Source organism: Mesorhizobium sp. P2_B5, from assembly GCF_056404775.1.
This window is the reverse complement of sequence record NZ_JBFUDJ010000001.1, coordinates 1,219,644-1,245,769: the sequence shown is the minus strand read 5'-3', so window position 1 is coordinate 1,245,769 and position 26,126 is coordinate 1,219,644. Positions and strand designations below refer to the sequence as shown.

Annotated in this window: 21 protein-coding genes; 8 read left to right on the top strand and 13 right to left on the bottom strand. The window is 63.7% G+C overall.

The window, feature by feature from the left end:
* Positions 1–7 precede the first annotated feature (7 nt).
* From AC1D1N_RS06300 to puuE, 7 genes are all read right to left on the bottom strand, one after another.
* Positions 8–967: an ABC transporter permease gene (locus tag AC1D1N_RS06300; RefSeq protein ID WP_112562024.1), complete on the bottom strand. Its 960-nt coding sequence runs from the start codon at positions 965–967 to the stop codon at positions 8–10.
* A 16-nt stretch (positions 968–983) separates the two neighbouring features.
* Complete coding sequence (locus AC1D1N_RS06295; protein ID WP_436257736.1) at positions 984–2,570, bottom strand: ABC transporter substrate-binding protein; 1,587 nt, start codon at positions 2,568–2,570, stop codon at positions 984–986.
* A 154-nt stretch (positions 2,571–2,724) separates the two neighbouring features.
* Positions 2,725–4,710 (bottom strand): CocE/NonD family hydrolase, encoded by a 1,986-nt coding sequence (locus AC1D1N_RS06290; RefSeq protein WP_477347264.1) that lies wholly within the window; start codon positions 4,708–4,710, stop codon positions 2,725–2,727.
* A gap of 96 nt (positions 4,711–4,806) precedes the next feature.
* A complete protein-coding gene (locus AC1D1N_RS06285; RefSeq protein WP_436257734.1) occupies positions 4,807–5,400 on the bottom strand; it encodes a nucleoside deaminase in 594 nt (197 codons plus the stop codon).
* A 5-nt stretch (positions 5,401–5,405) separates the two neighbouring features.
* Positions 5,406–5,906: an ureidoglycolate lyase gene (locus AC1D1N_RS06280; protein WP_112562020.1), complete on the bottom strand. Its 501-nt coding sequence runs from the start codon at positions 5,904–5,906 to the stop codon at positions 5,406–5,408.
* Positions 5,903–6,760: a bifunctional allantoicase/(S)-ureidoglycine aminohydrolase gene (locus tag AC1D1N_RS06275; protein ID WP_436257733.1), complete on the bottom strand. Its 858-nt coding sequence runs from the start codon at positions 6,758–6,760 to the stop codon at positions 5,903–5,905. Before AC1D1N_RS06275 ends, AC1D1N_RS06280 begins: the two co-directional genes overlap by 4 nt.
* Before the next feature lie 26 nt (positions 6,761–6,786).
* Positions 6,787–8,205, bottom strand: a complete 1,419-nt coding sequence (gene puuE, locus AC1D1N_RS06270; protein ID WP_477347261.1) for an allantoinase PuuE — start codon at positions 8,203–8,205, stop codon at positions 6,787–6,789.
* A 199-nt stretch (positions 8,206–8,404) separates the two neighbouring features.
* Here puuE and uraH point away from each other — a divergent pair, with 199 nt between their 5' ends.
* The 4 genes from uraH (at position 8,405) to xdhC (ending at position 13,697) form a co-directional block, all read left to right on the top strand.
* Positions 8,405–8,779: a hydroxyisourate hydrolase gene (uraH, locus tag AC1D1N_RS06265; protein ID WP_192255027.1), complete on the top strand. Its 375-nt coding sequence runs from the start codon at positions 8,405–8,407 to the stop codon at positions 8,777–8,779.
* 3 nt (positions 8,780–8,782) lie between these two features.
* Positions 8,783–10,264 carry a xanthine dehydrogenase small subunit gene (gene xdhA / locus AC1D1N_RS06260; protein ID WP_477347259.1) on the top strand — a complete coding sequence of 494 codons (1,482 nt, stop codon included), beginning with the start codon at positions 8,783–8,785 and terminating at the stop codon, positions 10,262–10,264.
* Positions 10,264–12,624: a xanthine dehydrogenase molybdopterin binding subunit gene (xdhB, locus tag AC1D1N_RS06255; protein WP_477347257.1), complete on the top strand. Its 2,361-nt coding sequence runs from the start codon at positions 10,264–10,266 to the stop codon at positions 12,622–12,624. The genes xdhA and xdhB overlap by 1 nt, the downstream gene beginning before the upstream one ends.
* A 62-nt stretch (positions 12,625–12,686) precedes the next feature.
* Positions 12,687–13,697 carry a xanthine dehydrogenase accessory protein XdhC gene (xdhC, locus tag AC1D1N_RS06250; protein ID WP_477347256.1) on the top strand — a complete coding sequence of 337 codons (1,011 nt, stop codon included), beginning with the start codon at positions 12,687–12,689 and terminating at the stop codon, positions 13,695–13,697.
* A 13-nt stretch (positions 13,698–13,710) separates the two neighbouring features.
* Here xdhC and AC1D1N_RS06245 read toward each other — a convergent pair whose 3' ends face one another.
* From AC1D1N_RS06245 to AC1D1N_RS06235, 3 genes are all read right to left on the bottom strand, one after another.
* Positions 13,711–14,961 (bottom strand): LLM class flavin-dependent oxidoreductase, encoded by a 1,251-nt coding sequence (locus tag AC1D1N_RS06245; RefSeq protein WP_477347254.1) that lies wholly within the window; start codon positions 14,959–14,961, stop codon positions 13,711–13,713.
* A complete protein-coding gene (locus AC1D1N_RS06240) occupies positions 14,958–15,902 on the bottom strand; it encodes an LLM class flavin-dependent oxidoreductase (protein ID WP_477347252.1) in 945 nt (314 codons plus the stop codon). The genes AC1D1N_RS06245 and AC1D1N_RS06240 overlap by 4 nt, the downstream gene beginning before the upstream one ends.
* 117 nt (positions 15,903–16,019) lie before the next feature.
* Positions 16,020–16,940 carry a LysR family transcriptional regulator gene (locus tag AC1D1N_RS06235; RefSeq protein WP_436257726.1) on the bottom strand — a complete coding sequence of 307 codons (921 nt, stop codon included), beginning with the start codon at positions 16,938–16,940 and terminating at the stop codon, positions 16,020–16,022.
* Positions 16,941–17,081: 141 nt separating this feature from the next.
* Between AC1D1N_RS06235 and AC1D1N_RS06230 the strand changes: the two genes are divergently transcribed.
* The 4 genes from AC1D1N_RS06230 (at position 17,082) to AC1D1N_RS06215 (ending at position 21,721) form a co-directional block, all read left to right on the top strand.
* Positions 17,082–18,299, top strand: a complete 1,218-nt coding sequence (locus AC1D1N_RS06230; RefSeq protein WP_436257725.1) for a urate hydroxylase PuuD — start codon at positions 17,082–17,084, stop codon at positions 18,297–18,299.
* Positions 18,300–18,301: 2 nt separating this feature from the next.
* Positions 18,302–19,618, top strand: coding sequence for a guanine deaminase (gene guaD, locus AC1D1N_RS06225; RefSeq protein ID WP_477347249.1), 1,317 nt, complete (start codon positions 18,302–18,304; stop codon positions 19,616–19,618).
* 343 nt (positions 19,619–19,961) lie between these two features.
* Positions 19,962–20,459 (top strand): heme-degrading domain-containing protein, encoded by a 498-nt coding sequence (locus AC1D1N_RS06220; RefSeq protein ID WP_112567441.1) that lies wholly within the window; start codon positions 19,962–19,964, stop codon positions 20,457–20,459.
* Positions 20,456–21,721, top strand: a complete 1,266-nt coding sequence (locus AC1D1N_RS06215) for a glycerate kinase type-2 family protein (protein WP_477347247.1) — start codon at positions 20,456–20,458, stop codon at positions 21,719–21,721. The genes AC1D1N_RS06220 and AC1D1N_RS06215 overlap by 4 nt, the downstream gene beginning before the upstream one ends.
* 227 nt (positions 21,722–21,948) lie before the next feature.
* Here AC1D1N_RS06215 and AC1D1N_RS06210 read toward each other — a convergent pair whose 3' ends face one another.
* The 3 genes from AC1D1N_RS06210 to AC1D1N_RS06200 all read right to left on the bottom strand — a co-directional run bounded on the left by AC1D1N_RS06210 (position 21,949) and on the right by AC1D1N_RS06200 (position 26,120).
* The gene (locus tag AC1D1N_RS06210) at positions 21,949–23,409 is read right to left on the bottom strand and encodes a UdgX family uracil-DNA binding protein (protein WP_477347385.1); all 1,461 of its coding nucleotides are present in this window, start codon (positions 23,407–23,409) and stop codon (positions 21,949–21,951) included.
* A 2-nt stretch (positions 23,410–23,411) separates the two neighbouring features.
* Positions 23,412–24,647: a putative DNA modification/repair radical SAM protein gene (locus tag AC1D1N_RS06205; RefSeq protein ID WP_477347245.1), complete on the bottom strand. Its 1,236-nt coding sequence runs from the start codon at positions 24,645–24,647 to the stop codon at positions 23,412–23,414.
* An 87-nt stretch (positions 24,648–24,734) separates the two neighbouring features.
* Positions 24,735–26,120 (bottom strand): glutamine synthetase family protein, encoded by a 1,386-nt coding sequence (locus tag AC1D1N_RS06200; RefSeq protein WP_477347243.1) that lies wholly within the window; start codon positions 26,118–26,120, stop codon positions 24,735–24,737.
* Positions 26,121–26,126 lie beyond the last annotated feature (6 nt).

Here is a 26,126-nt window from a genome sequence, read left to right as displayed (position 1 = left end):
CGCCCCCTTATTTCGGATGTCTGAGGCGCGGATTGGCGACGATCGCCCCGATGTCCGCAATGATGTTCAGGCTGATATAGACGGCGGCGAAGATCAGGCCGACCGCCTGCACCACCGGCACGTCGCGCTTGGTGACGTGATCGACCAAATATTGCCCCATGCCGGGATAGACGAAGATCACCTCGACCACGACGACGCCGACGATGAGGTAGGCGAGGTTGAGCATGACGACGTTGATGATCGGTGCGATGGCATTGGGGAAAGCGTGCTTGCGGATGACATTGAAGGCCGACAGGCCTTTCAGTTCCGCCGTCTCGACATAGGCCGACTGCATGACGTTGAGGATGGCCGCGCGGGTCATTCGCATCATGTGCGCCAGCACAACCAGCGTCAGCGCGGCGGCCGGCAGGGCGATCGCCTGCATGCGCTCGCCGAATGGCATGCCGTCATAGACCGTGGAAATTGCCGGAAACCATTGATATTTGACGGCAAAGAAGAAGACCAGCACGTAGCCGATGAAGAACTCCGGGAAGGACGTCGAAGCGAGTGCCAGTCCGGAGATCAGCTTGTCGACCCAGCCATTGCGGTAACGCACCGCGATCAGGCCGAGAATGATGGCCAGCGGCACGGCCACGACCGCCGCCCAGAAGGCGAGGAACAGCGTGTTCCACAGCCGCCCCTTGATCGAGGTCGCGATGTCCTGGCCGCTCGACATCGCCGTGCCGAGATCGCCGGTGAGCGCACCGCCGAGCCAGTGGAAGTACCTGATGTAAGCCGGCTGGTTGAGGCCGAGCTGCTCGCGCAGATTGGCGAGCGACTCCGGCGTCGCCGACTGTCCGAGAATGGCTTGCGCGACGTCGCCGGGCAGAATCTGTGTACCGGCGAAGATCAGGACCGAAACGGCCAACAGGAGGACGATGCCCAGCGCAACGCGCTGGGCAATCAGTTTCAAGATGGGTGAGGACATATCCGCAAAGCCGGGCTCAGGCTTCGAGCCAGCACTTTGCCAGCGCGTAGCCGTTCATCAGCTCCTGATGCGGATCGTCGACCCAGCCGCCGACCTTGGCGCCGGTGGCATCGATGAACTGGTTGAACATCGGCAGGATCAGGCCGCCCTCGTCGCGCACCAGGACAGCCATGTCGTGGTACATCTGCTTGCGCTTGGCCTCGTCGAGTTCGGCGCGCGCCGCCAGCACCATCTTGTCGAAATCCGGACGCTTGAAACGGGTATCGTTCCAGTCGGCCGTCGACAGATAGGCCGTCGAGTACATCTGGTCCTGCGTAGAGCGGCCGCCCCAGTAGGAGGCGCAAAAGGGCTGCTTGTTCCAGACCTCGTTCCAGTAGCCGTCGCCGGGCTCGCGCTTGAGCTCGATCTTAATGCCGGCCTTGGCCGCGCTCTGCTGGAAGAGTTGCGACGCGTCGACCGCGCCCGGGAACGCGACGTCCGAGGTCCTGAGCAGCACGGTGCCGTCGTGGCCCGACTTCTTGTAGTGGAACTTGGCCTTGTCGGGATCGTATTTGCGCTGCTCGATCTCGGTGAACAGCGGATAGGACGAATTGATCGGGAAGTCGTTGCCGAGTGAGCCGTAGCCGCGCAGCACCTTGTTCAGCATCTCCTCGCGGTCGATGGCGAGCTTCAGCGCCATCCTGAGGTCGTTGTTGTCGAAGGGAGCCGTGTCGCAATGCATGATGAAGACATAGTGGCCGGGGCCGGCATGGTTGCGGATGGTGACGCCCGGAACGCGCTTGATCAGGTCGACGATCTTCGGCTCGACGCGGTTGATCATGTTGACCTGGCCGCCCTGCAGAGCCGCCGTGCGCGCGGTCGCGTCATTGATGACGACGACTTCGACCTGGTCGGCATGGCCCATCTTGTCGGCCTGCCAGTAATTGGCAAAGCGCTCGCCGACATGGCGCACGCCTGGCTCGTTGGTCGCGACCTTGTACGGGCCGGCCGAGATGCCGGCATCAGGCTTGTCCTTGCCGCCGTTCGGCTGCACGATCAGGTGATAGTCGCTGAGCAGGTAGGGAAGGTCGGCGTTGGCCTCCTTCAGCGTCAGCACCACTTCCTTGCCGCTGGCCTTGATGGTCTCGATGCCCTTCATGTAGCCGAGCGCGCCGGACTTCGACTTCTCGTCGGAATGGCGTTCAAGCGTGGCGGCGACGTCCTCGGCGGTCACGGTCTTGCCGTTGTGGAACTCGACGCCGTCGCGGATTTTCAGCGTCCAAACCTTGGCGTCGTCCGACGAACCGATCTCCTCAGCAATACGGTTCTCGAGCTTGCCTTCCGGTGACAGCTCGACGATCATTTCACCCCAGCACTTGCCGAAGGCGAACGGCACCTGCGTCATCATCAGCGCCGGATCGAGGCTGTTGGTGGATTCGCCGCCGACCAGGCCGGCTTTGATCGTACCGCCCTTGACCGGGCCTTCCGCGCGAGCCGCGCTGGAAAGCAGCATATTGGCGAAGGGTGCCGTGACGCCGAGTGCTGCGGCGCGGCCGAGAAAATCACGACGGCTCAGTTTGCCGGACGCAACACGCCGGCTCAGATATTCGAGTTCGTTTGACATTTGAGTTCCTCACTCTGTGGGTTCGACCTTGTGGTCGTTTTTTGTTTGTTATTACCGGGGGAATAATGACCGGAAGCCAAAGCCGTAAGCAAGACCGAATGCGACATGCCGTGGCGTAAATCGCACGTCGCAACTGGACCAGTCCGATCTGCGCTCAGAGCAGGTCGCGTGGAATCGTCTCTGCGAAATCGCGCTCGAAAACCAGCGTTTCGCCCTCATAGGCTTCGATTCTAGCGCTGACGGTGAAGTTTTGCGCGTCGCAGCGCATTTCGGCCGATGTCTCGGTGCGCACCGACCATTCATTTCGCGACAGGGTCTGCATCCAGTGGGTTTTTCCCAAGGCGGACAACGGGTCGTCGGGATGGATGACCCACGTCTCGCGGGCGATGCTACCATTGGCCAGCCCATGCGCGAGATCGCGCACGGCGCCGAAATCGTCCGTGATCGATAGCGTGACGATACCGGTCTTTTCGTCACGATCGACATGACGCTCGGAATTCGCCGCGCGAACCGTCTCGGTTGCCCAGGGCGTGGCGCCTTCGGGAGACTGGAACGAGGCCTCGTCGCCTTTTGCCAGTGGGCGCAGCGGCAGCCTCAGCGTCGCCGCCGAAAGGTCGAGTTGTACCGACTCGGGCGACGGCCAGATCATCGGCCAGTAGGCGTTGGACACTGCGACGCGCAGGCGGTGTCCAGCCGGAACGCGGTAGGCGCACTGGTCGAGGATAACGCGCGCCGAGACGGTCTCGCCCGGCACCAGCGCCTGCGGGTGTTCATGCGAGTTGCGATGGGTGAGGTTGAGCACACCGTAGGAGATCAACTCCGAAGCGCCATCGGGATGCACGTCGCACAGACGCACCGCGATGTTGGCCTGTGGCCGATCCGACGATATCCGGACCAGAAGCTCCGGCGCGCCAACGATGTCGAGCGCCTCGGCAAGCACAGGCTGATCGAAGCAGACGGACAGCGCGTCGTCCGGCCGCTGGTCGCCCGGCAGCTCCGGGCCGAAGGTGAAGGGAAAATATTCGCCGCCCGCGAGTCCGCAGCTTTGCGGTGTCGCAACGATCGCCGGCTTGGCGCCTGCAGCGATGAGTTCGATCGCCTCGACTTTGATGTTGGGCGACGGCCACTCCTGCTCCGCGATCCAGCGGCCCGGCCGCTCGGGATGCCAGCGCGCCGGCCGCACACTGTCCATCACATAGGCGCGGTAGTCCGGATCGGCCTCGACGCCGGTGTCGACGCCCTTCAGCCAGCGATCCCACCAGCGCAACGCCTCCTGCAGGAAACCGATGGCGGGTTTTGGCCCGGCGTAGTGCGGGTATTTGTGGATCCAAGGCCCGACAATGCCCTTCACCGGCGCATGGATGTTGGTGACGAGGTGCGAAATCGTGTTGCGGTAGCCGTCATGCCAGCCGCCGATCGACAGTACGGCCGCTTTGACAGCGGAATAATCCTCGCAGACCGAACCGCGTTTCCAATAGGCGTCGCGGTGCTGGTGGCTGAGCCACAACGGCAAAAGGAAAGACTGGTTCTCCAGCCGTGTCAGCCACAGATCGCGCCAGCGGTTGTCGACGGCAATCAACGGATCCGGCGGCCGCGACGAGTAGGACAGCATGGTCGAGGCCCAGCCGAAATTTTCCGTCAGCAGGCAGCCGCCCTTGTAGTGGATGTCGTCGGCATAACGGTCGACGGTCGAGCACAGGCTGATGACAGCCTTCAGCGCAGGTGGCTGCTTGGCCGCCACCTGCAGGCAGTTGAAGCCGCCCCAGGAAATACCCATCATGCCGACGCTGCCGTTGCACCAGGGCTGCGCTGCCGCCCAGGCGATGACGTCGCAGGCGTCCTGCAATTCCTGCTCGGAATACTCGTCGTCCATCAGCCCTTCGGAATCGCCATTACCGCGCATGTCGACGCGGATCGAGGCGTAGCCGTGGCCGGCGAAATAGGGATGCGTCAGCTGGTCGCGAAAGATGGTGCCGTCGCGCTTGCGATAGGGCAGATGTTCGAGGATCGCCGGCACCGGATCGTCACCCGCATCTTCCGGCATCCACACCCGCGCCGACAGCCGGCAGCCATCCGGCATGACAATTCCCATATCCGGGAATTCGACGACCTTGCGGGGAAATTCGGTGACGGTTTTCATGGGCTGGCATAACGCCCCGCCAGCCCGCGACTTTCAATCGCCATTCGCGACTGGAGCAGTGAAAAATGCGACCTGGCCGCAGCCCGCTTCACGACCTCAGTTCAGCGGAATGTCGTTCTCGTCCTTGCTGTCCTGGTAGACACCGGACAGTTCGTCATAGCGCGCCGAAATCTTGCCGATCCGCGCCTCCAGCCTTTGACGTTCCGCCTCGGGCAGCGCGCGCACCAGCCTGCGGATGGAAAAGCTCTTCCAGTAGGCGTTCTCGGCATTGTAGCCGCCGGGGTCGAGTGTGAAGACCTCTTTCAGAATCTTCAGGTCGTGCGGAATGGCGAACGAGTCGCGCGAATCCTCGTGGCTGAACAGATAGTAGAAATTGTCGAAGCCGGTCCAGGTGATCGCCGACAGGCAGAGCGAGCACGGCTCGTGCGTGGCGATGAAGATGGCGTCTTTGGTGTCGACACGCTCGGCCTTGGGCATTTCATAAAAACGCTTCAGGCAGTGCACCTCGCCGTGCCAGAGCGGATTTTCCGTCTCGTTGTTGGTCTCGGCCAACACCAGCGAGCGGTCGCCCTTGCGCAGGATCGCGGCGCCGAACAGCTTGTTGCCATGGGCAACGCCGTCAGCCGTCTTCGGCACGATGTCGTACTCGATGACATCGAGCAGGCGGTCGATCAGCGATATGTCGGTCATTTTACTCAGGTCTCGTCGGGGAGATGGATCTCGTAGGGGTGCGAGAAGTGGAATTCTTCGAGGTTGGAGCCATCGCCGCCACGATCGACGATGACGAAGTCCTGGGCTTCGCCGAGCGGCGTCAGCACGCCGTGCCAGAGATTGCGCGGATAGTTGATGCCTTGGCCGGGCGCGGTGATGAAGGCGTGCGGTTCGCCGGGGCCGTCCTTGCCGTCATGGCAGACGACGACCAGGAACGGGCGTGGCGACTGCGGGATGAACGCCTGGCTGCCGAAGGGATGGCGCTCCACCATGGTCAGCTTCAGCGGCAACTCGTAAGGCGTGCCCCGCACCATTGAGATCAGCACGCGGGCATTCAGGCCCGCCGCCTCAGCCGTGGCGAGATCGTGGTAGCGCTCTGCCTTGCCGCCATTGATCGGGTAGTGGTTGTCGCCGCCCATGTCGATCACATCGCCGAAGCCGGCAAAGCTTTCGCGGGTCAGCGGCCGCGCTGTGATGCGGGTCACCGCGCGCGACCGCCAATGCCCGCCCCGCCGAGCTTGGCGTGCCGGTTGACGTCCTTGTAGAGGAGATAGCGGAATTTGCCTGGGCCGCCGGCGTAGCAGGCCTGCGGGCAAAAGGCGCGCAGCCACATGAAGTCGCCGGCCTCGACCTCGACCCAGTCCTGGTTGAGGCGGTAGACGGCCTTGCCCTCCAGCACATAGAGCCCGTGCTCCATCACATGCGTCTCGGCGAACGGAATGACGGCACCGGGCTCGAGCGTGACGATGGTGACATGCATGTCGTGGCGCATGTCGGCCGGATCGACGAAACGGGTCGTCGCCCAGCGGCCCTCGGTGCCGGGCATCGGCGTCGGCGCCACCTGCTGGTCGCTGCTGAAGAAGGCCTCCGGGGCGTCGATGCCGTCGACGGCCTCATAGGCCTTCCTGATCCAATGAAAGCGTACGGCCTCGCGACCTTCGTTGCGCACCGTCCAGCCGCCGGCCGGCGGCAGGAAGGCAAAGCCACCGGCTTGGAGCACGTGCTTCTTGCCGGCGAGCGAAACGGTCAACTCGCCCTCGACCACGAACAGCGCGCCCTCGGCGCCGGCGTCCGGCTCCGGCCGGTCGCTGCCGCCGCCAGGCAGCACCTCGACGATGTACTGAGAAAATGTCTCGGCAAAGCCTGACAGCGGCCTGGCGATGATCCAGGCCCTGGTCTTGTCCCAGAACGGCAGCGGGCTGGTGACAATGTCCTGCATCACCCCTTTGGGGATGACGGCATAGGCCTCGGTGAAGACAGCGCGGCCGGTCAAAAGCTCATTTTGGCCGGGATGGCCGCCATGCGGCGCATAGTAGGTTTTCTGGTCAGTCTTGATCATATCCATGGGGTCCTGACCCTCAGTCATTAGAGCGGGAGCATGTCTTTCAGGCGGAGCAGCGCGATGCGCTCGACCTGTTTGCAGGCGGTGTCGAGTTCGACGCCGCGGCTGTTGCCGATGCGCGCCTCGAACTCGGTGAGGATTTCCTCCTTGGTCTTGCCCCGCACCGCAATGATGAAGGGAAAGCCGAAGGTGGTAACGTAAGCGGCGTTGAGTTTTGAAAACAGCTCGCGCTCCTTGTCGGTCAGCGCGTCGAGGCCGGCGGACGCCTGTTCCCTGGTCGATTCCGCCGTCAGGCGCTTCGCCTTGGCCAGTTTGCCGGCAAGATCGGGATGGGCGTTGAGCACGCCGAGCCGTTCGCTCTCGCTGGCGGCGCGGAAGACGCGGCAGAGCGCATTGTGCAGGCCGCCGGCGCTGTCATGCGCGGGTCCGAGCTCCAGTTCGAAGGCGCGCTCGGCGATCCATGGCGAATGTTCGAACACGCCGCCGAATGTGTGGACGAAGGTTTCGAATTCCATCTTCGAGGGTTTCAGCGCCGCCGGCTGGTAAGGATGGTGCTCCTGCCAGTGCCGGGCGATATCGATGCGCCGCGCCAGCCAGACCTTGTCGTGCGACTTTACATAGTCGACGAAGCGCTTCAGCGCCGCCACGCGGCCAGGCCGACCGACAAGCCGGCAATGCAGGCCGATGTTCATCATGCGCGGCCGCCCGGCTTTGCCCTCGGCATAGAGCGTGTCGAAACTATCCTTGAGATAGGCAAAGAACTGGTCGCCGGAATTGAAGCCCTGCGGCGTGGCGAAGCGCATGTCGTTGGCGTCGAGCGTATAGGGGATGACAAGCTGCGTGCCGCCGCTGTGCTCGAACCAGTAGGGCAGTTCGTCGTCATAGGTGTCCGACACATAGTCGAAACCGCCTTCTTCGGCGACGAGCCGCACCGTGTTGACCGAGGTGCGGCCGGTATACCAGCCGGTCGGCCGCTGCCCGGTCACCTCGTAATGCAGCTTGATCGCCGCTTCGAGGTCGCGGCGCTCGTCCTCGGCGCTATGGTCGCGGTAGTCGATCCATTTCAGCCCGTGCGAGGCCATTTCCCAGCCGGCCTCCTGCATGGCCGCCACCTGATCGGGCGAGCGGGCCAAGGCTGAGGCGACGCCGTAGCAGGTCACCGGCACTTGGGCCTCGCTGAACAGGCGCAGCAGCCGCCAGAAGCCGGCGCGCGCGCCATATTCGTAGATCGATTCCATGTTCCAGTGGCGCTGGCCCACCCATGGCGCGGCGCCGACAATCTCCGACAGGAAGGCTTCCGAGGCCTTGTCGCCGTGCAGCACGCAGTTTTCGCCGCCTTCCTCGTAATTGACGACGAACTGCACCGCCACATGCGCGCCGCCCGGCCATTTCGGATCCGGCGGATTGGCTCCATAGCCGCGCATGTCTCTAGAGTAACGCATTGCCCCTCCCTGCCGGACACCGCCGGAAGTTGTGATCAGGATAGTCGAAAGGGGTGCCTACGCATTCCCTCGAAATTTTTGAAAGTGTTTTTGTGCCGCTCCGCTCGACCGGGACTTATGCATCGCCTTTAATTGGCGCACAATTCATTGCTTTGCTCGATTGTACCGGGCCAGTTCGTTCTGGAAATGGGAGGCGCCAGTGGCAGAAACGTCGAAAGCCGATGGCGGACGTCTGACGACGCATGTGCTCGATACCGCGACCGGCAAGCCGGCGGCGGGCCTGTCGATTGCGCTTTATCACCTCGAGGGTGAGGCTCGGACACATCTGAAGACCGTTGTCACAAATGCCGACGGACGCTGCGATGCGCCGCTGCTGGCAGGCGCGGAGTTTCGCACCGGCGAGTACGAACTGATCTTCGCGGCCGGCGACTATCTGCGCGGCCAGGGAACAAAACTGCCGGAACCGGCCTTCCTCGACAGCGTGCCGATCCGCTTCGGCATGGCTGCAACAGTGCATTATCACGTGCCATTGCTTATCTCTCCCTATGGCTACTCGACCTACAGGGGGAGCTGACGCATGGCCAAGGTCACCATACGCAACGAGATCCGTTTCATCCTCAATGGCAGGGATGTCGCGCTGCCATCAATGGCGCCAGAGACGACCTTGCTCGACTGGCTGCGGCTTGAGCGCTCGCTGCGCGGCACCAAGGAAGGCTGCGCCGAGGGCGATTGCGGCGCCTGCACGGTGCTGGTTGGAAAATTGTCCGCCGGCAGGCTGGTCTATGAAAGCGTCAATGCCTGCATCCGCTTCCTCGGTTCGCTCGACGGCACCCATGTTGTGACGGTCGAACATTTGCGCGGTACGCCCGGCCAGTTGCATCCCGTGCAGCAGGCGATGGTCGATTTCCACGGTTCGCAATGCGGCTTCTGCACGCCGGGCTTCGTCATGTCGCTCTACGGCTTGTGGATGAAGTCGCCGGACCCGTCGAACGCGGCGATCGAAAAGGCGCTGCAAGGCAATCTCTGCCGCTGCACCGGCTATGAGGCGATCATGCGCGCTGCGCGCGCCATCTCCAGCTACGGCAAGGCGGCAAAGGATCCATTGGCGGCCGAGCGCAAGGCAATAACGGCAAGGCTCGAAGCGATGCGTGATGGCGCGCGTGTCGAGATCGGCGCCGGCAAGCAGCGGCTGATCGTGCCGGCCAATGCCGACGATTTCGCCGCCGTGCTGGACAAAGAGCCGAGTGCGACAGTCGTCGCCGGCTCGACCGATGTCGGGCTCTGGGTCACCAAGCATATGCGCGACATCTCGCCGGTAATCTTTATCGGCAATCTCGAGGGGCTGTGTGCAATCTCCGAAGACAATGACGTCATCACCATCGGCGCCGGCGTCACTTACACCGACGCCTTCGCGACGCTGGCCAAGCGCATCCCGGCGCTCGGGCCGTTGTTCGACCGCATCGGCGGCGAGCAGGTGCGCAATATGGGCACGATCGGCGGCAACATCGCCAACGGCTCGCCGATCGGCGACACGCCGCCACCCTTGATCGCGCTTGGCGCGCAGCTGACGCTGCGCAGTGGCAAGAAGCGGCGCACCATCGCGCTCGAGGATTTCTTCATCGCCTATGGCAAGCAGGACCGGCAGCCGGGCGAATTCGTCGAGGCCGTGCATGTTCCGGTGCCGGCCAAGCGCACAAAGTTTGCCGTCTACAAGATCACCAAGCGCCGCGACGAGGACATCACCGCGGCCCTCGGCGCCTTTTTCCTCGACCTGGCCAAGGACGGCACGGTGGCCGACATCTGCATCGCCTATGGCGGCATGGCGGCAACGCCCAAGCGGGCCTTTGGCGTCGAAAAGGCGCTGCTCGGCAAACCGTGGACGGAGGCAACGGTGGAAACGGCGATGGCGGAATATGCCGGCGATTTCACCCCGCTGACCGACATGCGGGCGTCGGCCGAGTACCGGGCGCTGGCGGCGAAGAACCTTTTGCTGCGCTTCTTTGCCGAGACCACCGGCAGCAAGGCGCCGCTCCAGGTGTCACGCAACGAGGCGGCCTGATGAACAAGCACGCTTCTCCCAACCTCAAGGCACAGAAGATTTCCGGCGGCGTCGCCACCGACCAGCGCCATGATTCCGCGCACAAGCATGTCAGCGGCAGCGCCGTCTACATCGACGACATGCCGGAACCGGCAGGCATGCTGCATGGCTGCCTCGGCCTGTCGACGGCGACGCATGCGACCATCACCAAAATGGATCTGTCGGCGGTGCGCTCGGCGCCGGGGGTTGTCGATGTGCTGACGGCAAAAGACGTGCCTGGCGAAAACGACATCTCGCCGACCGGCCGTCATGACGAGCCGGTGCTGGCCGACGACAAGGTGCAATTTTACGGCCAGCCGATCTTCTGCGTCATTGCCAGGACGCGCGAGGAGGCGCGCCGCGCCACGCGGCTGGCCAAGGTCGAATACAGTCAATTGCCTTTCGTCACCGACATCGGTGACCTCGACCCGCGCAAGGACAAACTGGTCACGCCGCCGCTCACCTTGAAGCGCGGCGATGCCGCTGCCGCGATCAAGGCGGCACCGCGCCGGCTGAATGGCAAGATGCGCATTGGCGGCCAGGAGCATTTCTACCTAGAAGGCCATATCGCGGTGGCCATTCCTGGCGAAGACCAGGACGTCACCATCTATTCCTCGACCCAGCATCCGAGCGAAGTGCAGCACATGGTCAGCCATGCGCTGGGCGTGCCGAGCAACGCCATCACGGTGGAAATCCGCCGCATGGGCGGCGGTTTCGGCGGCAAGGAGACGCAAGGCAACCAGTTTGCCGCCCTCGCGGCGATTGCTGCCAAGAAACACCATCGCGCGGTAAAGATCCGGCCCGACCGCGACGACGACATGACCGCCACTGGCAAGCGTCATGACTTCCTCGTCGATTACGAAGTCGGCTTCGACGATGACGGCAACATTTTGGGCGTCGACTTCATGTTCGCGGCGCGCTGCGGCTTTTCCTCGGACCTGTCCGGCCCGGTCACCGACCGTGCGCTGTTCCACTGCGACAACACCTATTTCTGGCCCGCGGTGCATGCGCAGTCGGCGCCGCTCTACACCAACACGGTGTCGAACACGGCGTTTCGCGGCTTCGGCGGCCCGCAAGGCATGGTCGGCGCCGAACGCGTCATCGACGAGGTCGCCTTTGCCGTCGGCAAGGACCCGCTCGAAATCCGCAAGCAGAATTTCTATGGCACCTCTGACCGCGGCACCTCTGACCGCAACATCACGCCCTATCACCAGACGGTCGAGGACAACATCATCCATCGCATCGTCGCCGAACTGGAGGCGAGCGCGGACTATGCAAGCCGCCGCAGGATCATCCAGGCCTTCAACGCCAACAGCCGCTTCATCAAGCGCGGGCTGGCGCTGACGCCGGTGAAATTCGGCATCTCGTTTACCGCGACGCATTACAACCAGGCCGGCGCGCTGGTGCATGTTTATACCGACGGTTCGGTGCATCTGAACCATGGCGGCACCGAGATGGGGCAAGGCCTCTATGTCAAGGTGGCGCAGGTGGTGGCGGAAGAGTTCCAGATCGACCTCGACCAGGTGAAAATAACCGCGACGACCACCGGCAAGGTGCCCAACACGTCGGCCACTGCGGCGTCGTCCGGCACCGACCTCAATGGCATGGCGGCACAGAACGGCGCCCGCCAGATCAAGGATAGGCTGACCGATTTCGCCGCTGAAAAATACCAGGTGCCACGCGACCAGGTGCTGTTCCTGCCCAACCGCGTGCGCATCGGCAACCAGGAGATCGCCTTCACCGACCTTGTCAAGCAGGCCTATATGGCGCGCATCCAGCTGTCGGCGGCGGGGTTTTACAAGACGCCGAAAATCCACTGGAACCGCGACAAGGGCGAGGGCCGTCCGTTCTATTACTTCGCCTATGGCGCTTCGTGCTCGGAAGTCTCGGTCGACACGCTGACCGGCGAATATGTCGTCGAGCGCACCGACATCTTGCATGAGACCGGCCGCTCGCTGAACCGTGCCATCGACCTTGGCCAGATCGAGGGCGGCTTCATCCAGGGAATGGGCTGGCTGACGACGGAAGAGCTGTGGTGGGATGACAACGGCCGGCTGCGCACGCACGCGCCGTCGACCTACAAGATCCCGCTGGCGTCCGACCGGCCGAAGATCTTCAACGTGACGCTGGCCGACTGGCCGGAAGCCAACGAGCCGACGGTGCACCGCTCCAAGGCGGTCGGCGAACCGCCCTTCCCGCTCGGCATGTCGGTGCTGCATGCGCTGTCGGATGCGGTAGCCAGCGTTGCCGACCACAAGATTTGTCCGCGTCTCGACGCCCCGGCGACACCGGAACGGGTGCTGATGGCGATCGAACGGCTGAGAGCCGCCAAATCGGCCTGATCGAGCCAGAACGTGCAAATCCGGCCCGAAAACGCTATGTTTCCCAGGTGGGAATGCAGACGATGAACTCGAAAGTGCAAAGCTTGAAAGCCTTTCTCGGCAGCGCCGGCCGGCTTGCTCTGGTCGAAGTGGCCAGCACCAAAGGCTCGACGCCGCGCGAGAAGGGCGCCTTCATGCTCGTCTCGCAGGCGGCGATTTTCGGCACGATCGGCGGCGGCCAGCTCGAATATATGGCGATCGACAAGGCCAGGCAGATGCTTTTCTCCCCCCTTGAGGGGGAGATGGCCGCAAAGCGGCCAGAGGGGGTCCTCTCAGGAGGCACCGCAAGGGCGTCGCGCACTGCCGCAACGACCCCACCCGGCGGCTTCGCCGCCACCCTCCCCTCGAGGGGGAGGGGAACCCGTATCGAGGTCGATGAAGTCTGCGCCACGCTCGACGTGCCGCTCGGCCCCGAAATCGGCCAGTGCTGCGGCGGCCGCGTCGGGGTGTTGATCAGGCTGGTCGATGCGACGCTGGCGCAAGAACTGGTTGCAGCGGCGGAAGCCGAGGAAACCCACCTGCCGCATGTCTATATCTTCGGCGGCGGCCATGTCGGCCAGGCGCTGGCCTCGACCATCGCACTTCTTCCTGTGCACGGCGTCGTCATCGAGACGCGGGCCGAGGCGTTGGAAGGCATGCCAGAAAACGTCGAGACGCGACTTACGCCGATGCCGGAGGCCGAGATACGCAAAGCGCCTGCCGGCGCCGCCTTCGCCATCCTCACCCACGACCACGCGCTCGATTTCCTCATCGTTGCTGAGGCGCTCAAGCGCGACGATGCGGCCTATGTCGGCATGATCGGCTCGAAGACCAAGAAGGCGACGTTCAGGAACTGGTTCCTGAAATCGGCGGAGGGCACGGAGGCTGAGTTCGCCCGCCTCGTCTCGCCGATCGGCGGCGACGGGGTCAAGGACAAGCGCCCACCGGTGATCGCAGCGCTGGCGGCGGCCGAGATCATGACGGCGCTGGTCGTTCACAACGCGACGTCAAATATCGACCATCCGGTCCAACGAGACAAAGAAATAGCCGGCTAACTTTTCGCCACAGCTACGCCGGCCGCTTCAACCCCAGATGCTCGCGTAGAGTGCTACCCTCGTACTCCCGGCGGAACAGGCCACGCCGCTGCAGTTCCGGCACCACCAGCGTGGCGAACGCATCGAGCTCGCCGGGGAAATATGACGGCATGACATTGAAGCCGTCGGCCCCGCCGCCTTCAAACCGCGCCTGCAACTCGTCGGCGATCTGCGCCGGGGTACCGACGATACGCCAATGGCCGCGCGCGCCGGCGAAATGACGGGCAAGCTGGCGGATGGAAAGGCCGTCGCGGCGCGATTGCTCGACAACCAGCGCCTGGCGGCTCTTCATGCCCTCGGTCTCCGGCAGTTCCGGCATAGGTCCATCGATCGGATAGCGCCAAAGATCGGAGATGCTGAGATAGCTGGACAGCAAGGCAAGACCGACATCGTCGGGGATGAGCGCTTGCAACTCCTCGTGCTTCTCCCGGGCCTCGGCCTCGGTTTTAGCCACCACGGGCGACACACCGGGCATGATCTTGATGTCGTCGGGCTCGCGGCCATAGGCCGCCATGCGGCCCTTGAGGTCGTCGTAGAAGGCCTTCGCCTCTTCGAGGGTCTGCGCCGCCGTGAACACCACATCGGCGGTGCGGGCAGCCAGGTCGCGGCCGACATCCGAGGCGCCGGCCTGTACCATCACCGGTGCGCCCTGCGGCGAGCGCGGCAGGTCGAGCGGGTCGCGAACCGAAAAACTCTGGCCGTCATGGCCGGGAAAGCCTGAGCCTTGCCAGAGTCCGGATACCACCTCGGCGAACTCGCGCGCGCGTTCATAGCGGTCGGCATGCGGCTTGAGGCCCGTCGCGCCGAAATTGGCGGCTTCGATCGGGCTCGCCGATGTGACCAGGTTCCAGCCGGCGCGGCCGCCGCTTAAGTGATCGAGCGACAGGAACGTGCGCGCCAGGCCGTAGGGCTCGTTGTAGCTGGTCGAGGCCGTGGAGACGAGGCCGATGCGGCTGGTCTGGACGGCGAGCGCCGACAGCAGGCTGATCGGTTCGAAGCCGATCGAGCGCGAGGTCTGGCTGGCGATGCCGACATTGGCTTCGCGCAGGCCGGCGGCGTCCTCGCAGAAGATCATGTCGAATTTTGCCGCTTCCGCCGTGCGCGCCAGCTGGATGTAGTGGTCGATGTCGATGCCGGCCGTGACATGCGCCTTGGGATGGCGCCAGGCGGCGATGTGATGGCCCGTCGCCCACAGGAAGGCGCCAAGCTTGATCTGGCGGGTCATTGATCACCTCCGGCAAGTCCGAGGTGTGCGCGCAATGTCGTGCCGCGATAATCCTGGTGAACGAGGCCACGACGCCGCAACTCCGGCAGCACGCGGTCGAAGAAGTCCTCGAGCGCGGAGGGCGGCATCGCGATGTTGAACCCGTCACAGCTCTTCGAGCGGAACGACGCGTCGAGAGTGTCGGCGGTAACATCTGCGCCAACGCTCAGCAGCAGTTTGACCGCGTCCGGATCGCGTCCGCAGACAGCGACGCGACGTTTGAGATCGTCATGGCGTGCTTTGGCTTCCCCTACGGGTCCGTCGAGCAGGATGACATCGGCGGAGCGAGCCGCGATGTCCCGGTCGGCCTCGGAGACATCCGACAGCACCAGCACTGGCGTATCCTGCGGCGAGCGCGCGACGTTCAGCGGTCCGCGCACCGCGAAGAACTCGCCCTTGTGGTCGAGCAGATGCATCTTGTCGGGATCGTGGAAGTGGCCGCCGACCTTGTCGAACAGCAGCGCATCCGCATCCCAGCCCTGCCACAGGCCCTGGACGATGCCGATATATTCTTCGGTGCGGCGACGAAAATCGGCGGCGGAAAACCCCTCGGGACGGCTGAGATTGCCCGCTTCTCGCGAGTTTTGCACCACGGTGGCGTTCCAGCCGGCGCGGCCATGGCTGATGATGTCGAGCGAAGCAAATCGGCGCGCCAGATTGTAGGGCTGGTGGGCGACGGTGGAAGCGGCAGCAACGAGGCCGATCCTGCTCGTCACCGTCGCCAGCGCCGCCAGCAAGGTCGTCGCTTCGAAAGGGCTCTCCGATCCGCCGCTGTCCGGCACGGTATCATCGAGGATAATCACGTCCAGCCCGACAGCCTCCGCCTGCTTGGCAAAGCTGGCGAGGTCGCTGAAGGCGAGCGGCTGCCCGGAAGCAATGTTGAGCGAAACGGCGAGATGCATTGTGGTTTGCTCGTCAGTCGGCGCGGGGCCATCGAGGCGGAGTATGCAAACCTAAAGTCGCTTGCGTGTAAGGCAACCCTTGCGACTGGGCCAACGGCCCATCACGTGCCGGCCAGCCTATTTGCCGGCGAGAAGATCCTTGATTAGCCGCTGGCAGCGCTCGGCCATGAAGTCGAGCAGCAGCCGCACCTTGGGATCCTGCAGCTTCTTGTGCGGATAGACGGCAGCGAACTGCACCGGCGTCGGCGGCGTGCTGGCCAGGATCACCTGCAGCCGCCGGTCGCGAATGAAGGGTTCGACCTCGAAGCGCGGCTTGTTGATGATGCCGCGTCCCGACAGCGCCCAGCCGGTCAGCACATCGCCATCGTCGGTGTCGTAAGGGCCGTGCACTTCGAATTTCTGCGGGCCGTTCGGCGTCTGCAGCGTCCAGACATATTCGCGCGCACCGGAATAGCGCAGCATCAGGCAATCGTGCTTCTTGCCGATCAGTTCCTGCGGCTCCACCGGTTCGCCGCGCGCTTCCAGATATTTCGGCGCTGCCACCAGCACGCGCTCGCATTCCATGATGCCGCGCATTCTCAAGCTGGAATCCTCGATGATGCCGAGCTTGAAGGCGACGTCGATGCCTTCCTTCATGATGTCGATATTGTGGTCGGAGAGCCTGAGGCGCACCTCGATGTCAGGGTATTTGTCGTGGAAGTCCGGAATGCCCGAGGCCACCAGCCGGCGGCCGAGGCCGAGCGGCGCGGTGACCCGGATGGTGCCGCGGGGCTGGCCGGAAAGTGCCGAGACCGCAGCCTCCGCTTCCGTGATCGCCTCAAGCACCTGCTTGGCGCCGGAATAGAACACATTGCCATGTTCGGTCGGCATCAACTGCCGGGTCGTGCGGTTGAACAGCCGCACGCCAAGGTGTTTTTCCAGTTCCTTGATGCGGTTGGAGGCGACCGCCGGCGAAATGCGCATGTCGCGGCCCGCTGCCGACAGATTGCCAAGCTCGACGACGCGGACGAAGACGGCGATGTTGTCGAGATAGGCCATGCCGGTTCGTGGCTCTTTATGTGGCTGCGTGTGTGGTCAGCCTACTATTTTCCATTTTTTTTTGAAAGTCATCGTACACCTCGCCTCTTTTCGTTTGCGTACCACACCGTAAAGTCAGCCAATCGGCAGGGACGATTTCATATGATGGATTTTGCGATTTTCTGGGACTGGCTGAGTTTCGCCGTGCGCTGGCTGCACGTCGTCACCGGCATCGCCTGGATCGGCTCGTCCTTCTATTTCGTCGCGCTCGATCTCGGCCTGCGCCAGCGCCCCGGCATGCCGGTCGGCGCCTTCGGCGAGGAGTGGCAGGTGCATGGCGGCGGCTTCTACCACATCCAGAAATATCTGGTGGCGCCTGCCGAAATGCCCGAGCATCTGACCTGGTTCAAATGGGAATCCTACGCCACCTGGCTGTCAGGCTTCGCCATGCTGTGCGTGGTCTACTATGCCGGCGCCGACTTGTTCCTGATCGATCCCAACGTCCTGCCAATGTCGGTGCCGGTGGGCATATTGCTGTCGATGGCAACCATAGGTGTCGGCTGGGTGGTCTATGATCTTCTGTGCCGCTCGCCGTTGGGAAAAAGCGACACCGGGCTGATGCTGGTGCTCTACGGCGTGCTGGTGTTCATCGCCTGGGGGCTGACGCATCTGTTCGCCGGCCGTGCCGCCTTCCTGCATCTGGGCGCTATCACCGCCACGATCATGTCGGCCAACGTCTTTATGGTGATTATTCCAAACCAGAAGATCGTCGTCGCCGACCTTATCGCCGGCCGCAAGCCCGATCCGAAATACGGCAAGATCGCCAAGCAGCGCTCGCTGCACAACAACTACCTGACCCTGCCCGTGCTGTTCCTGATGCTGTCGAACCACTATCCGCTGGCGTTCGCGACCGAGTTCAACTGGGTCATCGCCTCGCTGGTGTTCATCATCGGCGTGCTGATCCGGCACTATTTCAACACCGTGCACAAGCGTGCCGGCAATCCGCACTGGACCTGGATGGCGGCCGCCGTGCTGTTCATGATCATCATCTGGCTGTCGACGGCGCCGAAAATGCTAACCGGCGAGCCCAAGGCATCCGCCGCGGCGGAGGTCTATATCGCCTCGTCGCATTTCCCGGCGGTGCGCGACACCGTGCTTGGCCGCTGCTCGATGTGCCATGCCGCCGAGCCGGTCTATGAAGGCATCTACCACGCGCCCAAGGGCGTGATGCTCGACACCGATGCCGGCATTGCCGAGCATGCCCGCGAGATCTATCTGCAGGCCGGGCGCAGCCACGCCATGCCGCCGGCCAACATCACCCAGATCAGCGACAAGGAGCGGGCGATGCTGGTCGCCTGGTTCGAAGGCGCAGGAAAATAAGCATGACCTCCACACTTCTGCGCGGCCGCACGCTGAGCTTTTTGCGCTGGCCCGAAGCCATCGACGATCATGCTGCCTGGCGCTACGAGGAGGATGGCGGCCTGCTGATCCGCGACGGACGGATCGTCGCCGCAGGCGCCTATGCGCAGGTCGAGAAACAAGCGGGCGAAGGCGTAAAGAAAATCGACCACCGGCCGCATCTGCTGCTGCCGGGCTTCATCGACGCGCATGCGCATTTTCCGCAGATGCAGGTGATCGCTTCCTACGGCGCCGAGCTGCTCGACTGGCTGAACACCTACACGTTTCCCGAAGAGACCAAATTTTCCAACGCCCAGCACGGCCGCCGCATTGCGCGGTTGTTCCTCGACGAGATGGTGCGCCATGGCACGACGACGGTCGCCGCCTACTGTTCGGTGCACAAGGCCTCCGCCGAAGCCTTCTTCGCGGAGTCGCATGCGCGCGGCATGCTCAACATTGCCGGCAAGGTGATGATGGACCGCAATGCGCCCGCCGGCGTGCTCGACACGCCGCAATCCGGCTATGACGATACCAAGGCGCTGATTGCGGAGTGGCACGGCAAGGGGCGCCAGCTTTATGCGATCACGCCGCGCTTCGCCATCACCTCCTCGCCGGAGCAACTGGAAATGGCCGGCACGCTCTGCCGCGAACATCCCGATTTGCACATGCAGACGCATCTGTCGGAAAACCACGCCGAGATCGCTTTTACCCAAAAGCTCTATCCGCAGGCGCGCGACTATACCGACGTCTACGAGATGTACGGGCTGCTGGGGCCAAAGAGCCTGTTCGGCCACTGCATCCATTTGTCGGAGCGCGAGGCCGATGCGCTGTCGGACTCGGGCTCGGTGGCGGTGTTCTGTCCGACCTCCAACCTGTTCCTCGGCTCCGGCCTGTTCGACTACCAGCGCTTCCGCCGCCGCGACAAACCGCTGCGCATCGCCGCCGCCACCGATGTCGGCGGCGGCACCAATTACTCCATGCTGCGCACCATGGACGAAGGCTACAAGGTGATCGCGCTGAATGGCGAGAAGCTGAACCCGTTCCAGTCCTTCTGGCAGATCACGCTCGGCAACGCCGAAGCGTTGTCGGTGGCAGGCAAGGTCGGCACGCTGAATGAAGGCACCGACGCCGACATCACCGTGCTCGACGCCCGCGCCACGCCGGCGATGCGGCTGCGGATGGAGACGGTCGAAACGCTGGCCGAGGAACTGTTCCTGCTGCAGACGCTGGGTGACGATCGCGCGGTGCGTGAGGTCTATGTTGCGGGAAGGCCCGCGAAGAGCGACATGATTGCGGGGTAAGACCCGCCCCCAGGGGAGGGACCGCAGCTCGACGGAGTGGGGTCGATCTTTGCGCTGGACAAGATGATGATTGCGCCTGGTTGCCAAGTGGTTCCCCCACTCCGTCGCCGCTTCGCGGCGCCACCTCTCCCCCCGGAGGGAGAGGAAGGACCTCTGTTTCACAGGACGGGCGCCGGTTCGGACAGCTTGGCGCCCTTCCTACCCCGTCGATCGCGGGAGAGGTGTCGAGCGAAGCTCGACGGAGTGGGGGTCGACGCTGGCGGGGAGGACGACCGCCGCAACGGGAGCTTGACCGAGCAGTCCTTGTCGTACACACGACGTGTGACGATTTCGGAGAAAGAAAATGGCCGCTGCGGACGACATCGCGCTGATCCAGAAACAGGAAGAGACGCTGGTCTTTCCGGCCTTCGACGAGGCAGTGGCCTTCAAGATCGGCGTCGCGATCCGCAAGCGGGCGCTGGCTGACCATTTGCCGATCATCGTCGACATAAGGCTGTGGGACCGGCCGCTGTTCTATGCCGCGATGCCGGGCTCGAATGCCTCCAACCCCGACTGGGCGCGGCGCAAGATCAATGTCGTCAAGCGCTACCTCAAAAGCACCTACCGCCTGGTGCTGGAGCAGCAGCGGCCGGACCGCACTTTCAAGATCGGCGAAGGGCTGGACATTGTCGACTATGTGCTGGCCGGAGGCGGTTTTCCGGTGACGGTCAAAGGCGCCGGCGTCATTGGCGCGATTACGGTCTCCGGCCTGCCGGAGCGCCAGGACCATGGCGTCGTCGTCGATGCGCTGTGCGATCATCTCGGCGTCGACAAGCGTGGACTGGCGCTGGCCGCGGAATGATCGTGCTCGAACCCAAATCCTTCCTCATCTCCATCTTCGACGCCGCCGTTGCTGCCGCCGATCCCGAACGCACGATCCGGGATCATCTGCCGGCGAAACCTAGAGGCCGCACCATCGTCATCGGCGCCGGCAAAGGTTCGGCGCAGATGGCGGCGGCGTTCGAGAAGGTCTGGGACGGTCCGATCGAAGGGCTGGTCGTCACCCGCTACGGCTACGGCGCCAAATGCGAGCGCATCGAGATCATCGAGGCGGCGCATCCGGTGCCTGATGCCGCCGGGCTTGAGGCTTCGCGGCGCCTGCTGGAGAAGGTGCAGGGGCTGACCTCAGACGATCTGGTCGTGGCGCTGATTTCGGGCGGCGGCTCGGCGCTGCTGCCGTCGCCGGCCGCCGGCCTGACACTGGCCGACGAGATCGCGGTCAACGAGGCGCTGCTGGCCTCCGGCGCGCCGATCGCTGCCATGAACACCATCCGCAAACATGTCTCGACCATCAAGGGCGGTCGCCTGGCCGCCGCCGCTTACCCTGCCAAGGTCGTGTCGCTGGTCGTCTCCGACATTCCCGGTGACAACCCGGCGCTGGTCGCTTCCGGCCCAACCGTGCCCGACACCGGCAGCCGTGCCGATGCGCAGGGTTCGATTGCGGCCTATGGCATGAAATTGCCGGACGCCGTCATGGCACACATCAATTCGCCGGAGGCTGATGCGCCTAGTCCCGACGATCCGCGCTTTGCCGGCAATGAAGTGCATCTGATTGCCTCGGCTGGCGTGTCACTGGAGGCGGCTGCTGCTGAAGCAAAACGCCAGGGGATCGAAGCCGTCATCCTTTCCGATTCCATCGAAGGAGAAGCGCGCGAGGTCGGCGGCGTCCATTCCGCCATCGCGCGCGAAGTGGCGACGCGCAACCGGCCGTTTTCGAAGCCGGTGCTGATCCTGTCGGGCGGTGAAACCACGGTCACCTTGCGGGCCAAGGGCAAGGGCGGCCGCAACTCCGAATTCCTGCTCGCCTTCGCCATTGGCATCAGCGGTGCGGACAATATCCATGCACTGGCCGCGGACACCGACGGCATAGACGGCTCCGAAGACAATGCCGGCGCCTTCGCCGACGGCTCGACCGTCTCGCGTATGCGCGCCGCCGGCGTCGACGCCAAGGCGATGCTTGCGGGGAACAATGCCTGGACGGCGTTCAATGCGGTTGACGATCTTTTCGTGCCAGGGCCGACCGGTACCAATGTCAACGATCTCCGGGCCATTCTGATCCGGTAGAGCACGTCGCGTTACCTGTCTGAACAAGAGTCGGCGCTGCCCCTCATCCGCCTGCCGGCACCTTCTCCCCGTATAGTGACGGGGAGAAGGAAACTGGCCGCGCCTTCGCGCTCTTCTTGCGACGTTGACGATTTGCGAAAGCCGCGGTGACAGCGTCTTTCTCCCCGTCACTATACGGGGAGAAATGCCCGGCAGGGCAATGAGGGGCGGCGCCGACCGTCGCCTGATTAAGCCGCCATCAGTCGCTTGACCTGCTTCATGTCCTGCAAAAACCGCTCGCGCTCGGCCTCTTTCTCCGCCGGCTCCTGAATGCGCAGGATGAAGGATGGGTGGATGGTGATGAACACCCTCAGTCCATCGTCCCGTTCGATCACCTGGCCCCGCATCTTTGTCACCGGGATCGCCTTGCCCAGCAGCGACAAGGCCGCCGTTGCGCCAAGCGCCACGGCAAGGTGCGGCTTGATCAGGTCCAACTCCCTGCCGATCCACCAGCGGCAGGCCTGAACCTCGCCGGCATTCGGCTTGGAGTGGATGCGGCGCTTGCCGCGCGGCTCGAATTTGAAGTGTTTCACGGCATTGGTGACGTAGGCTTTTTGCCGGTTGACACCGGCATCGTCCAGGATCGCATCGAACACCTTGCCCGCCGGACCGACGAAAGGTTTGCCGGCGAGATCCTCCTGGTCGCCCGGCTGTTCGCCGACGAAGACCACCTTGGCGTTGTCAGGCCCCTCGCCGAACACGGTCTGTGTCGCGTCGCGCCACAGTGGACAACGGCGGCACCCCTTTGCGGCTTCGCGCAACTCGGAAAGGGTGTTGGCGTCATCATCCGGCGCCTCGGCCGGCTCGCGCTTTGGCCAATGTTTCGCCTGCACCTTGGCGTGGTGCGGCGCGGGCGTTGTCGGTTGTCTGGCAATCATGTCCCTAGCGGCCTCGTCCGCTCCCGCGATCAGATCTGGAATGAGCGAGGCCTCGGGAAGGTTCCGCCAATATTTCTTCGGCATCTCCTTTTGCATGGCCTTCACCTTCAGCCGCGCCGGGTTGAAGATGTTCTCGAAATAGGTCAGCCACAGCGCCTCGGTGTCGTCTTCGGTCGGCGCGTCGCCCTTGGCGGCGCCCGGACCGATGGCCAGCCTTTCGCCGTCCCAGTCGGCGGAGGCGTAAGGCGTTAGAATGGTCCAGCGCATACCCGTAAAACGCCTGACGAAGAAATCCGCGTTGCGCTCGACGATGAAATGGTCCGGCTCGAACCAGGCGACATAGCGCTCCTCATTGCCATCGCCGATCTTGCGGAAGCGAACGAAGGCGTGCATCTTGTGGCTGTCGCGCCGCACCGCCTTTTCCATCGCTTCGAGCCGCCTGGTGTCGGGATCCGACGCGATCGCCAGCAGCTTCGGCTCGGTGCGCAGACGCCAAAGCATGCGGTAGAGAAAGGCAAACCGGTCGGGGTCAGAGTGGCAGAAGGCGGTTTCGGCATGGGCGATGAACTCGCGCGGTACGGTGAGTTGCGCGCCCTCCGCCACGGAAGGCAAATCGGCTTGCTCGAAGCCCGCTTCCAAGCCCCAGGCGATGTCCTCAGGCCGTATCTCGTTCAGCGCCAGCCGTCGCGCCGCATCTCGCCAACCGGCGAAATCGGTCTGGCTAACTAATCGCACGCTGTATCGAGCAAGATTGAGTTGAGCCGGCTGCATGGTCAAAACAGCGACAGCTGTTCGCAAGCGTGCACGATCTTGCCGCGCAGGCCGGCTTTGTCCGTCAGTCCGCCAGGCGACCAGCCCTCGGCGATGATGAAGGGCCGCAGCTTGGCGATCGAGTGGCAGATGCGTCCGACATCCTCCAATCGCAGCCGCCGGTGGCGGCGAGTCTCCAGGATCTTCGCCACCACCTTGGTGCCGAGGCCGGGCACGCGGAGCAGTGCCTCGCGGTCGGCGCGGTTGATGTCGACCGGAAACCGGCCCCGGTTGCGCAGCGCCCAGGCGAGCTTCGGGTCGATGGCGAGGTCGAGCATGCCGTCGCTGCTGCCGGCGAGGATTTCCGGCTGCGAGAAGCCATAGAAGCGCATCAGCCAGTCGGCCTGATAGAGCCGGTGTTCGCGCATCAGTGGCGGCTTTTTCAGCGGCAGCGATGATGACGAATCCGGAATCGGGCTGAACGCCGAGTAATAGACCCGCCGCAGATGATAGCTGCCATAGAGCCGCGCGCTGGCGTGCAATATGCCATCGTCTGACGTCTTGTCGGCGCCGACGATCATCTGCGTCGATTGTCCACCCGGTGCAAAGCGTTCGCGCTTCTTGGTCCGCAGCGTCGGCTCGGCCTTTTCCTCCATCTTGCGACGCAGCCTGGCCATGGAAAGGCGGATCGTCTCCGGCTTCTTTTCCGGCGCCAGTTTTTTCACGCCCTCATCGGTCGGCAGTTCGACATTGATCGACAGCCGGTCGGCATAGAGCCCCGCCTGCTCGACAAGTTCGGCCGAGCTTTCCGGAATGGTCTTCAGATGGATATAGCCGGAAAACTTCTCCTCCAGCCGCAGCCGCCGCGCCACCTCGACCATCTCGGCCATGGTCTCGTCCGGCGATCGGATGACGCCGGAGGATAGGAACAGGCCCTCTATGTAGTTGCGCCGATAAAAGTCCATGGTCAGCTTCACCACCTCGTCAATGCCGAAGCGGGCGCGCCGCACATTGGAAGACGAGCGGTTGATGCAGTAGCTGCAATCGTAGATGCAGAAATTGGTGAGCAGGATTTTCAGCAGCGAAATGCAGCGGCCGTCCGGTGCGTAGGAATGACAGATTCCCATGCCTTCGGTGGAGCCGATGCCGCCGGATTTCAGCGAATCCTTCTTCGCCGAGCCTGACGAGGCGCAAGAGGCATCGTATTTGGCGGCGTCGGACAGGATGGCCAGCTTTTCACGGACGGTGAGTGCACTCATATGTTCATGATATGTTCTGAGCAGTCCGAGCGCTACCTCATTTGATGCAGGCGGCGAAAAAGTGATCGCCGCCGGACCATTAAGCCATCAAACCTCGTGGAGGTAGAGGTGGTAGTCCAGCTCGCTGACGGTGCGGGCGACGCGCAGATATTCGGACTGCTTGATCGCCACGAAAGTGCGGTGCAGATCCTCGCCCAGCGCCTCTTTCAGGAAGCTCGACGCCCGCGCCGCCTCGATCGCGGCGCGCCAGTCTACCGGCATGGTCGTGCGCGTGACGGCTGCTTCATAGCCGTTGCCGGTCGTCTCGGGGCCGGGGTCGAGACCTTCGTCCAGTCCCTTGACGATGCCGGCCAGCACGGTTGCGGCGATCAGGTAGGGATTGGCGTCGACGCCCGACGGCCGGTGCTCGATGCGCCGGTTCTTCGCATCGCCAGCCGGCACGCGCAGCGCCACCGAGCGGTTGTTGACGCCCCAGGTCGGCGCCACCGGCGCATAGGATTGCGAGACGAAGCGGCGCCACGAATTGGCGTGCGGCGCAAACACCAGCATCGATTCCGCCATGGTCTGGATCAGGCCGCCGAGCCCCTGCAGCAGCGGCAGCGACCAGCTTTCGCCGCCGGCCTCGGCAAAGACGTTTCGGCCTGCCTTGTCCTGCAGCGAGACATGGAAATGCATGCCGGAGCCGGCGTATTTTTCGATCGGCTTGGCCATGAAGCAGGCGGTGACGCCGTGGCGGCGCGCCTGCGCCCGCACCAGCCGCTTCAGCATGACGAGGTCGTCGGCCGCCCGCATCACATCCTTGCGGTAGTTCAGCGTCAGTTCGTACTGGCCGGGCGCATATTCGGAAATCACCGTCTCGGCCGGAATGCCTTGCGCCTTGGCCGCTGCATAGATGTCGGAAAACAGCGGCTCCATGCCATGCAGATGGTCGACGGAATAGACCTCGGTCTTGGCCGAGCGGCGACCGTCGAGCACGGCGTCGGCCGGCTTCACCTTGCCGTCGGCGTCGCGCTCATTGGCAAGCAGGAAAAATTCGAGTTCGAAGGCGCCGGCGGGGTAGAGGCCCTTGGCTGCCAATATGTCGACCTGCCGGGCCAGCGCCAGCCGCGGGTCCGACGACATTGGCTGTCCGTCGAGATGGTACATCGCCATCAGCAACTGGCCGCGCGGCGGGCTCGTGCCATAGAGCGGCACCAGCGTGCCGGGGATCGGCCATGCCCTGAGGTCGCCGTCGCCGGTCGTCCAGATCAGCCCGGTCTCGTGCACATCCTCGCCGGTGATGTCGAGGCCGAGGATAGAGATCGGCATGTGACGGCCGCCCTCATAAATGCTTTTCAGCTCATGCCGACGCACGATCTTGCCGCGACCGACCCCATTGGCGTCGGTCAAGACGATGTCAAAGGCCTCGATTTCAGGATGAGCGTCGAGAAAGGCTTGCGCCTCGGCGGGCGTCGAGCCCGAAGGTGAAGTCATGATTGC

Bases quoted from the DNA above. Each gene is read 5' to 3' on its own strand.
- AC1D1N_RS06300 (WP_112562024.1), bottom strand. From the start codon at position 967: ATGTCCTCACCCATCTTGAAACTGATTGCCCAGCGCGTTGCGCTGGGC.
- AC1D1N_RS06295 (WP_436257736.1), bottom strand. From the start codon at position 2,570: ATGTCAAACGAACTCGAATATCTGAGCCGGCGTGTTGCGTCCGGCAAA.
- AC1D1N_RS06290 (WP_477347264.1), bottom strand. From the start codon at position 4,710: ATGAAAACCGTCACCGAATTTCCCCGCAAGGTCGTCGAATTCCCGGAT.
- AC1D1N_RS06285 (WP_436257734.1), bottom strand. From the start codon at position 5,400: ATGACCGACATATCGCTGATCGACCGCCTGCTCGATGTCATCGAGTAC.
- AC1D1N_RS06275 (WP_436257733.1), bottom strand. From the start codon at position 6,760: ATGATCAAGACTGACCAGAAAACCTACTATGCGCCGCATGGCGGCCAT.
- puuE (WP_477347261.1), bottom strand. From the start codon at position 8,205: ATGCGTTACTCTAGAGACATGCGCGGCTATGGAGCCAATCCGCCGGAT.
- xdhA (WP_477347259.1), top strand. From the start codon at position 8,783: ATGGCCAAGGTCACCATACGCAACGAGATCCGTTTCATCCTCAATGGC.
- xdhB (WP_477347257.1), top strand. From the start codon at position 10,264: ATGAACAAGCACGCTTCTCCCAACCTCAAGGCACAGAAGATTTCCGGC.
- xdhC (WP_477347256.1), top strand. From the start codon at position 12,687: ATGAACTCGAAAGTGCAAAGCTTGAAAGCCTTTCTCGGCAGCGCCGGC.
- AC1D1N_RS06245 (WP_477347254.1), bottom strand. From the start codon at position 14,961: ATGACCCGCCAGATCAAGCTTGGCGCCTTCCTGTGGGCGACGGGCCAT.
- AC1D1N_RS06240 (WP_477347252.1), bottom strand. From the start codon at position 15,902: ATGCATCTCGCCGTTTCGCTCAACATTGCTTCCGGGCAGCCGCTCGCC.
- AC1D1N_RS06235 (WP_436257726.1), bottom strand. From the start codon at position 16,940: ATGGCCTATCTCGACAACATCGCCGTCTTCGTCCGCGTCGTCGAGCTT.
- AC1D1N_RS06230 (WP_436257725.1), top strand. From the start codon at position 17,082: ATGATGGATTTTGCGATTTTCTGGGACTGGCTGAGTTTCGCCGTGCGC.
- guaD (WP_477347249.1), top strand. From the start codon at position 18,302: ATGACCTCCACACTTCTGCGCGGCCGCACGCTGAGCTTTTTGCGCTGG.
- AC1D1N_RS06220 (WP_112567441.1), top strand. From the start codon at position 19,962: ATGGCCGCTGCGGACGACATCGCGCTGATCCAGAAACAGGAAGAGACG.
- AC1D1N_RS06215 (WP_477347247.1), top strand. From the start codon at position 20,456: ATGATCGTGCTCGAACCCAAATCCTTCCTCATCTCCATCTTCGACGCC.
- AC1D1N_RS06210 (WP_477347385.1), bottom strand. From the start codon at position 23,409: ATGCAGCCGGCTCAACTCAATCTTGCTCGATACAGCGTGCGATTAGTT.
- AC1D1N_RS06205 (WP_477347245.1), bottom strand. From the start codon at position 24,647: ATGAGTGCACTCACCGTCCGTGAAAAGCTGGCCATCCTGTCCGACGCC.
- AC1D1N_RS06200 (WP_477347243.1), bottom strand. From the start codon at position 26,120: ATGACTTCACCTTCGGGCTCGACGCCCGCCGAGGCGCAAGCCTTTCTC.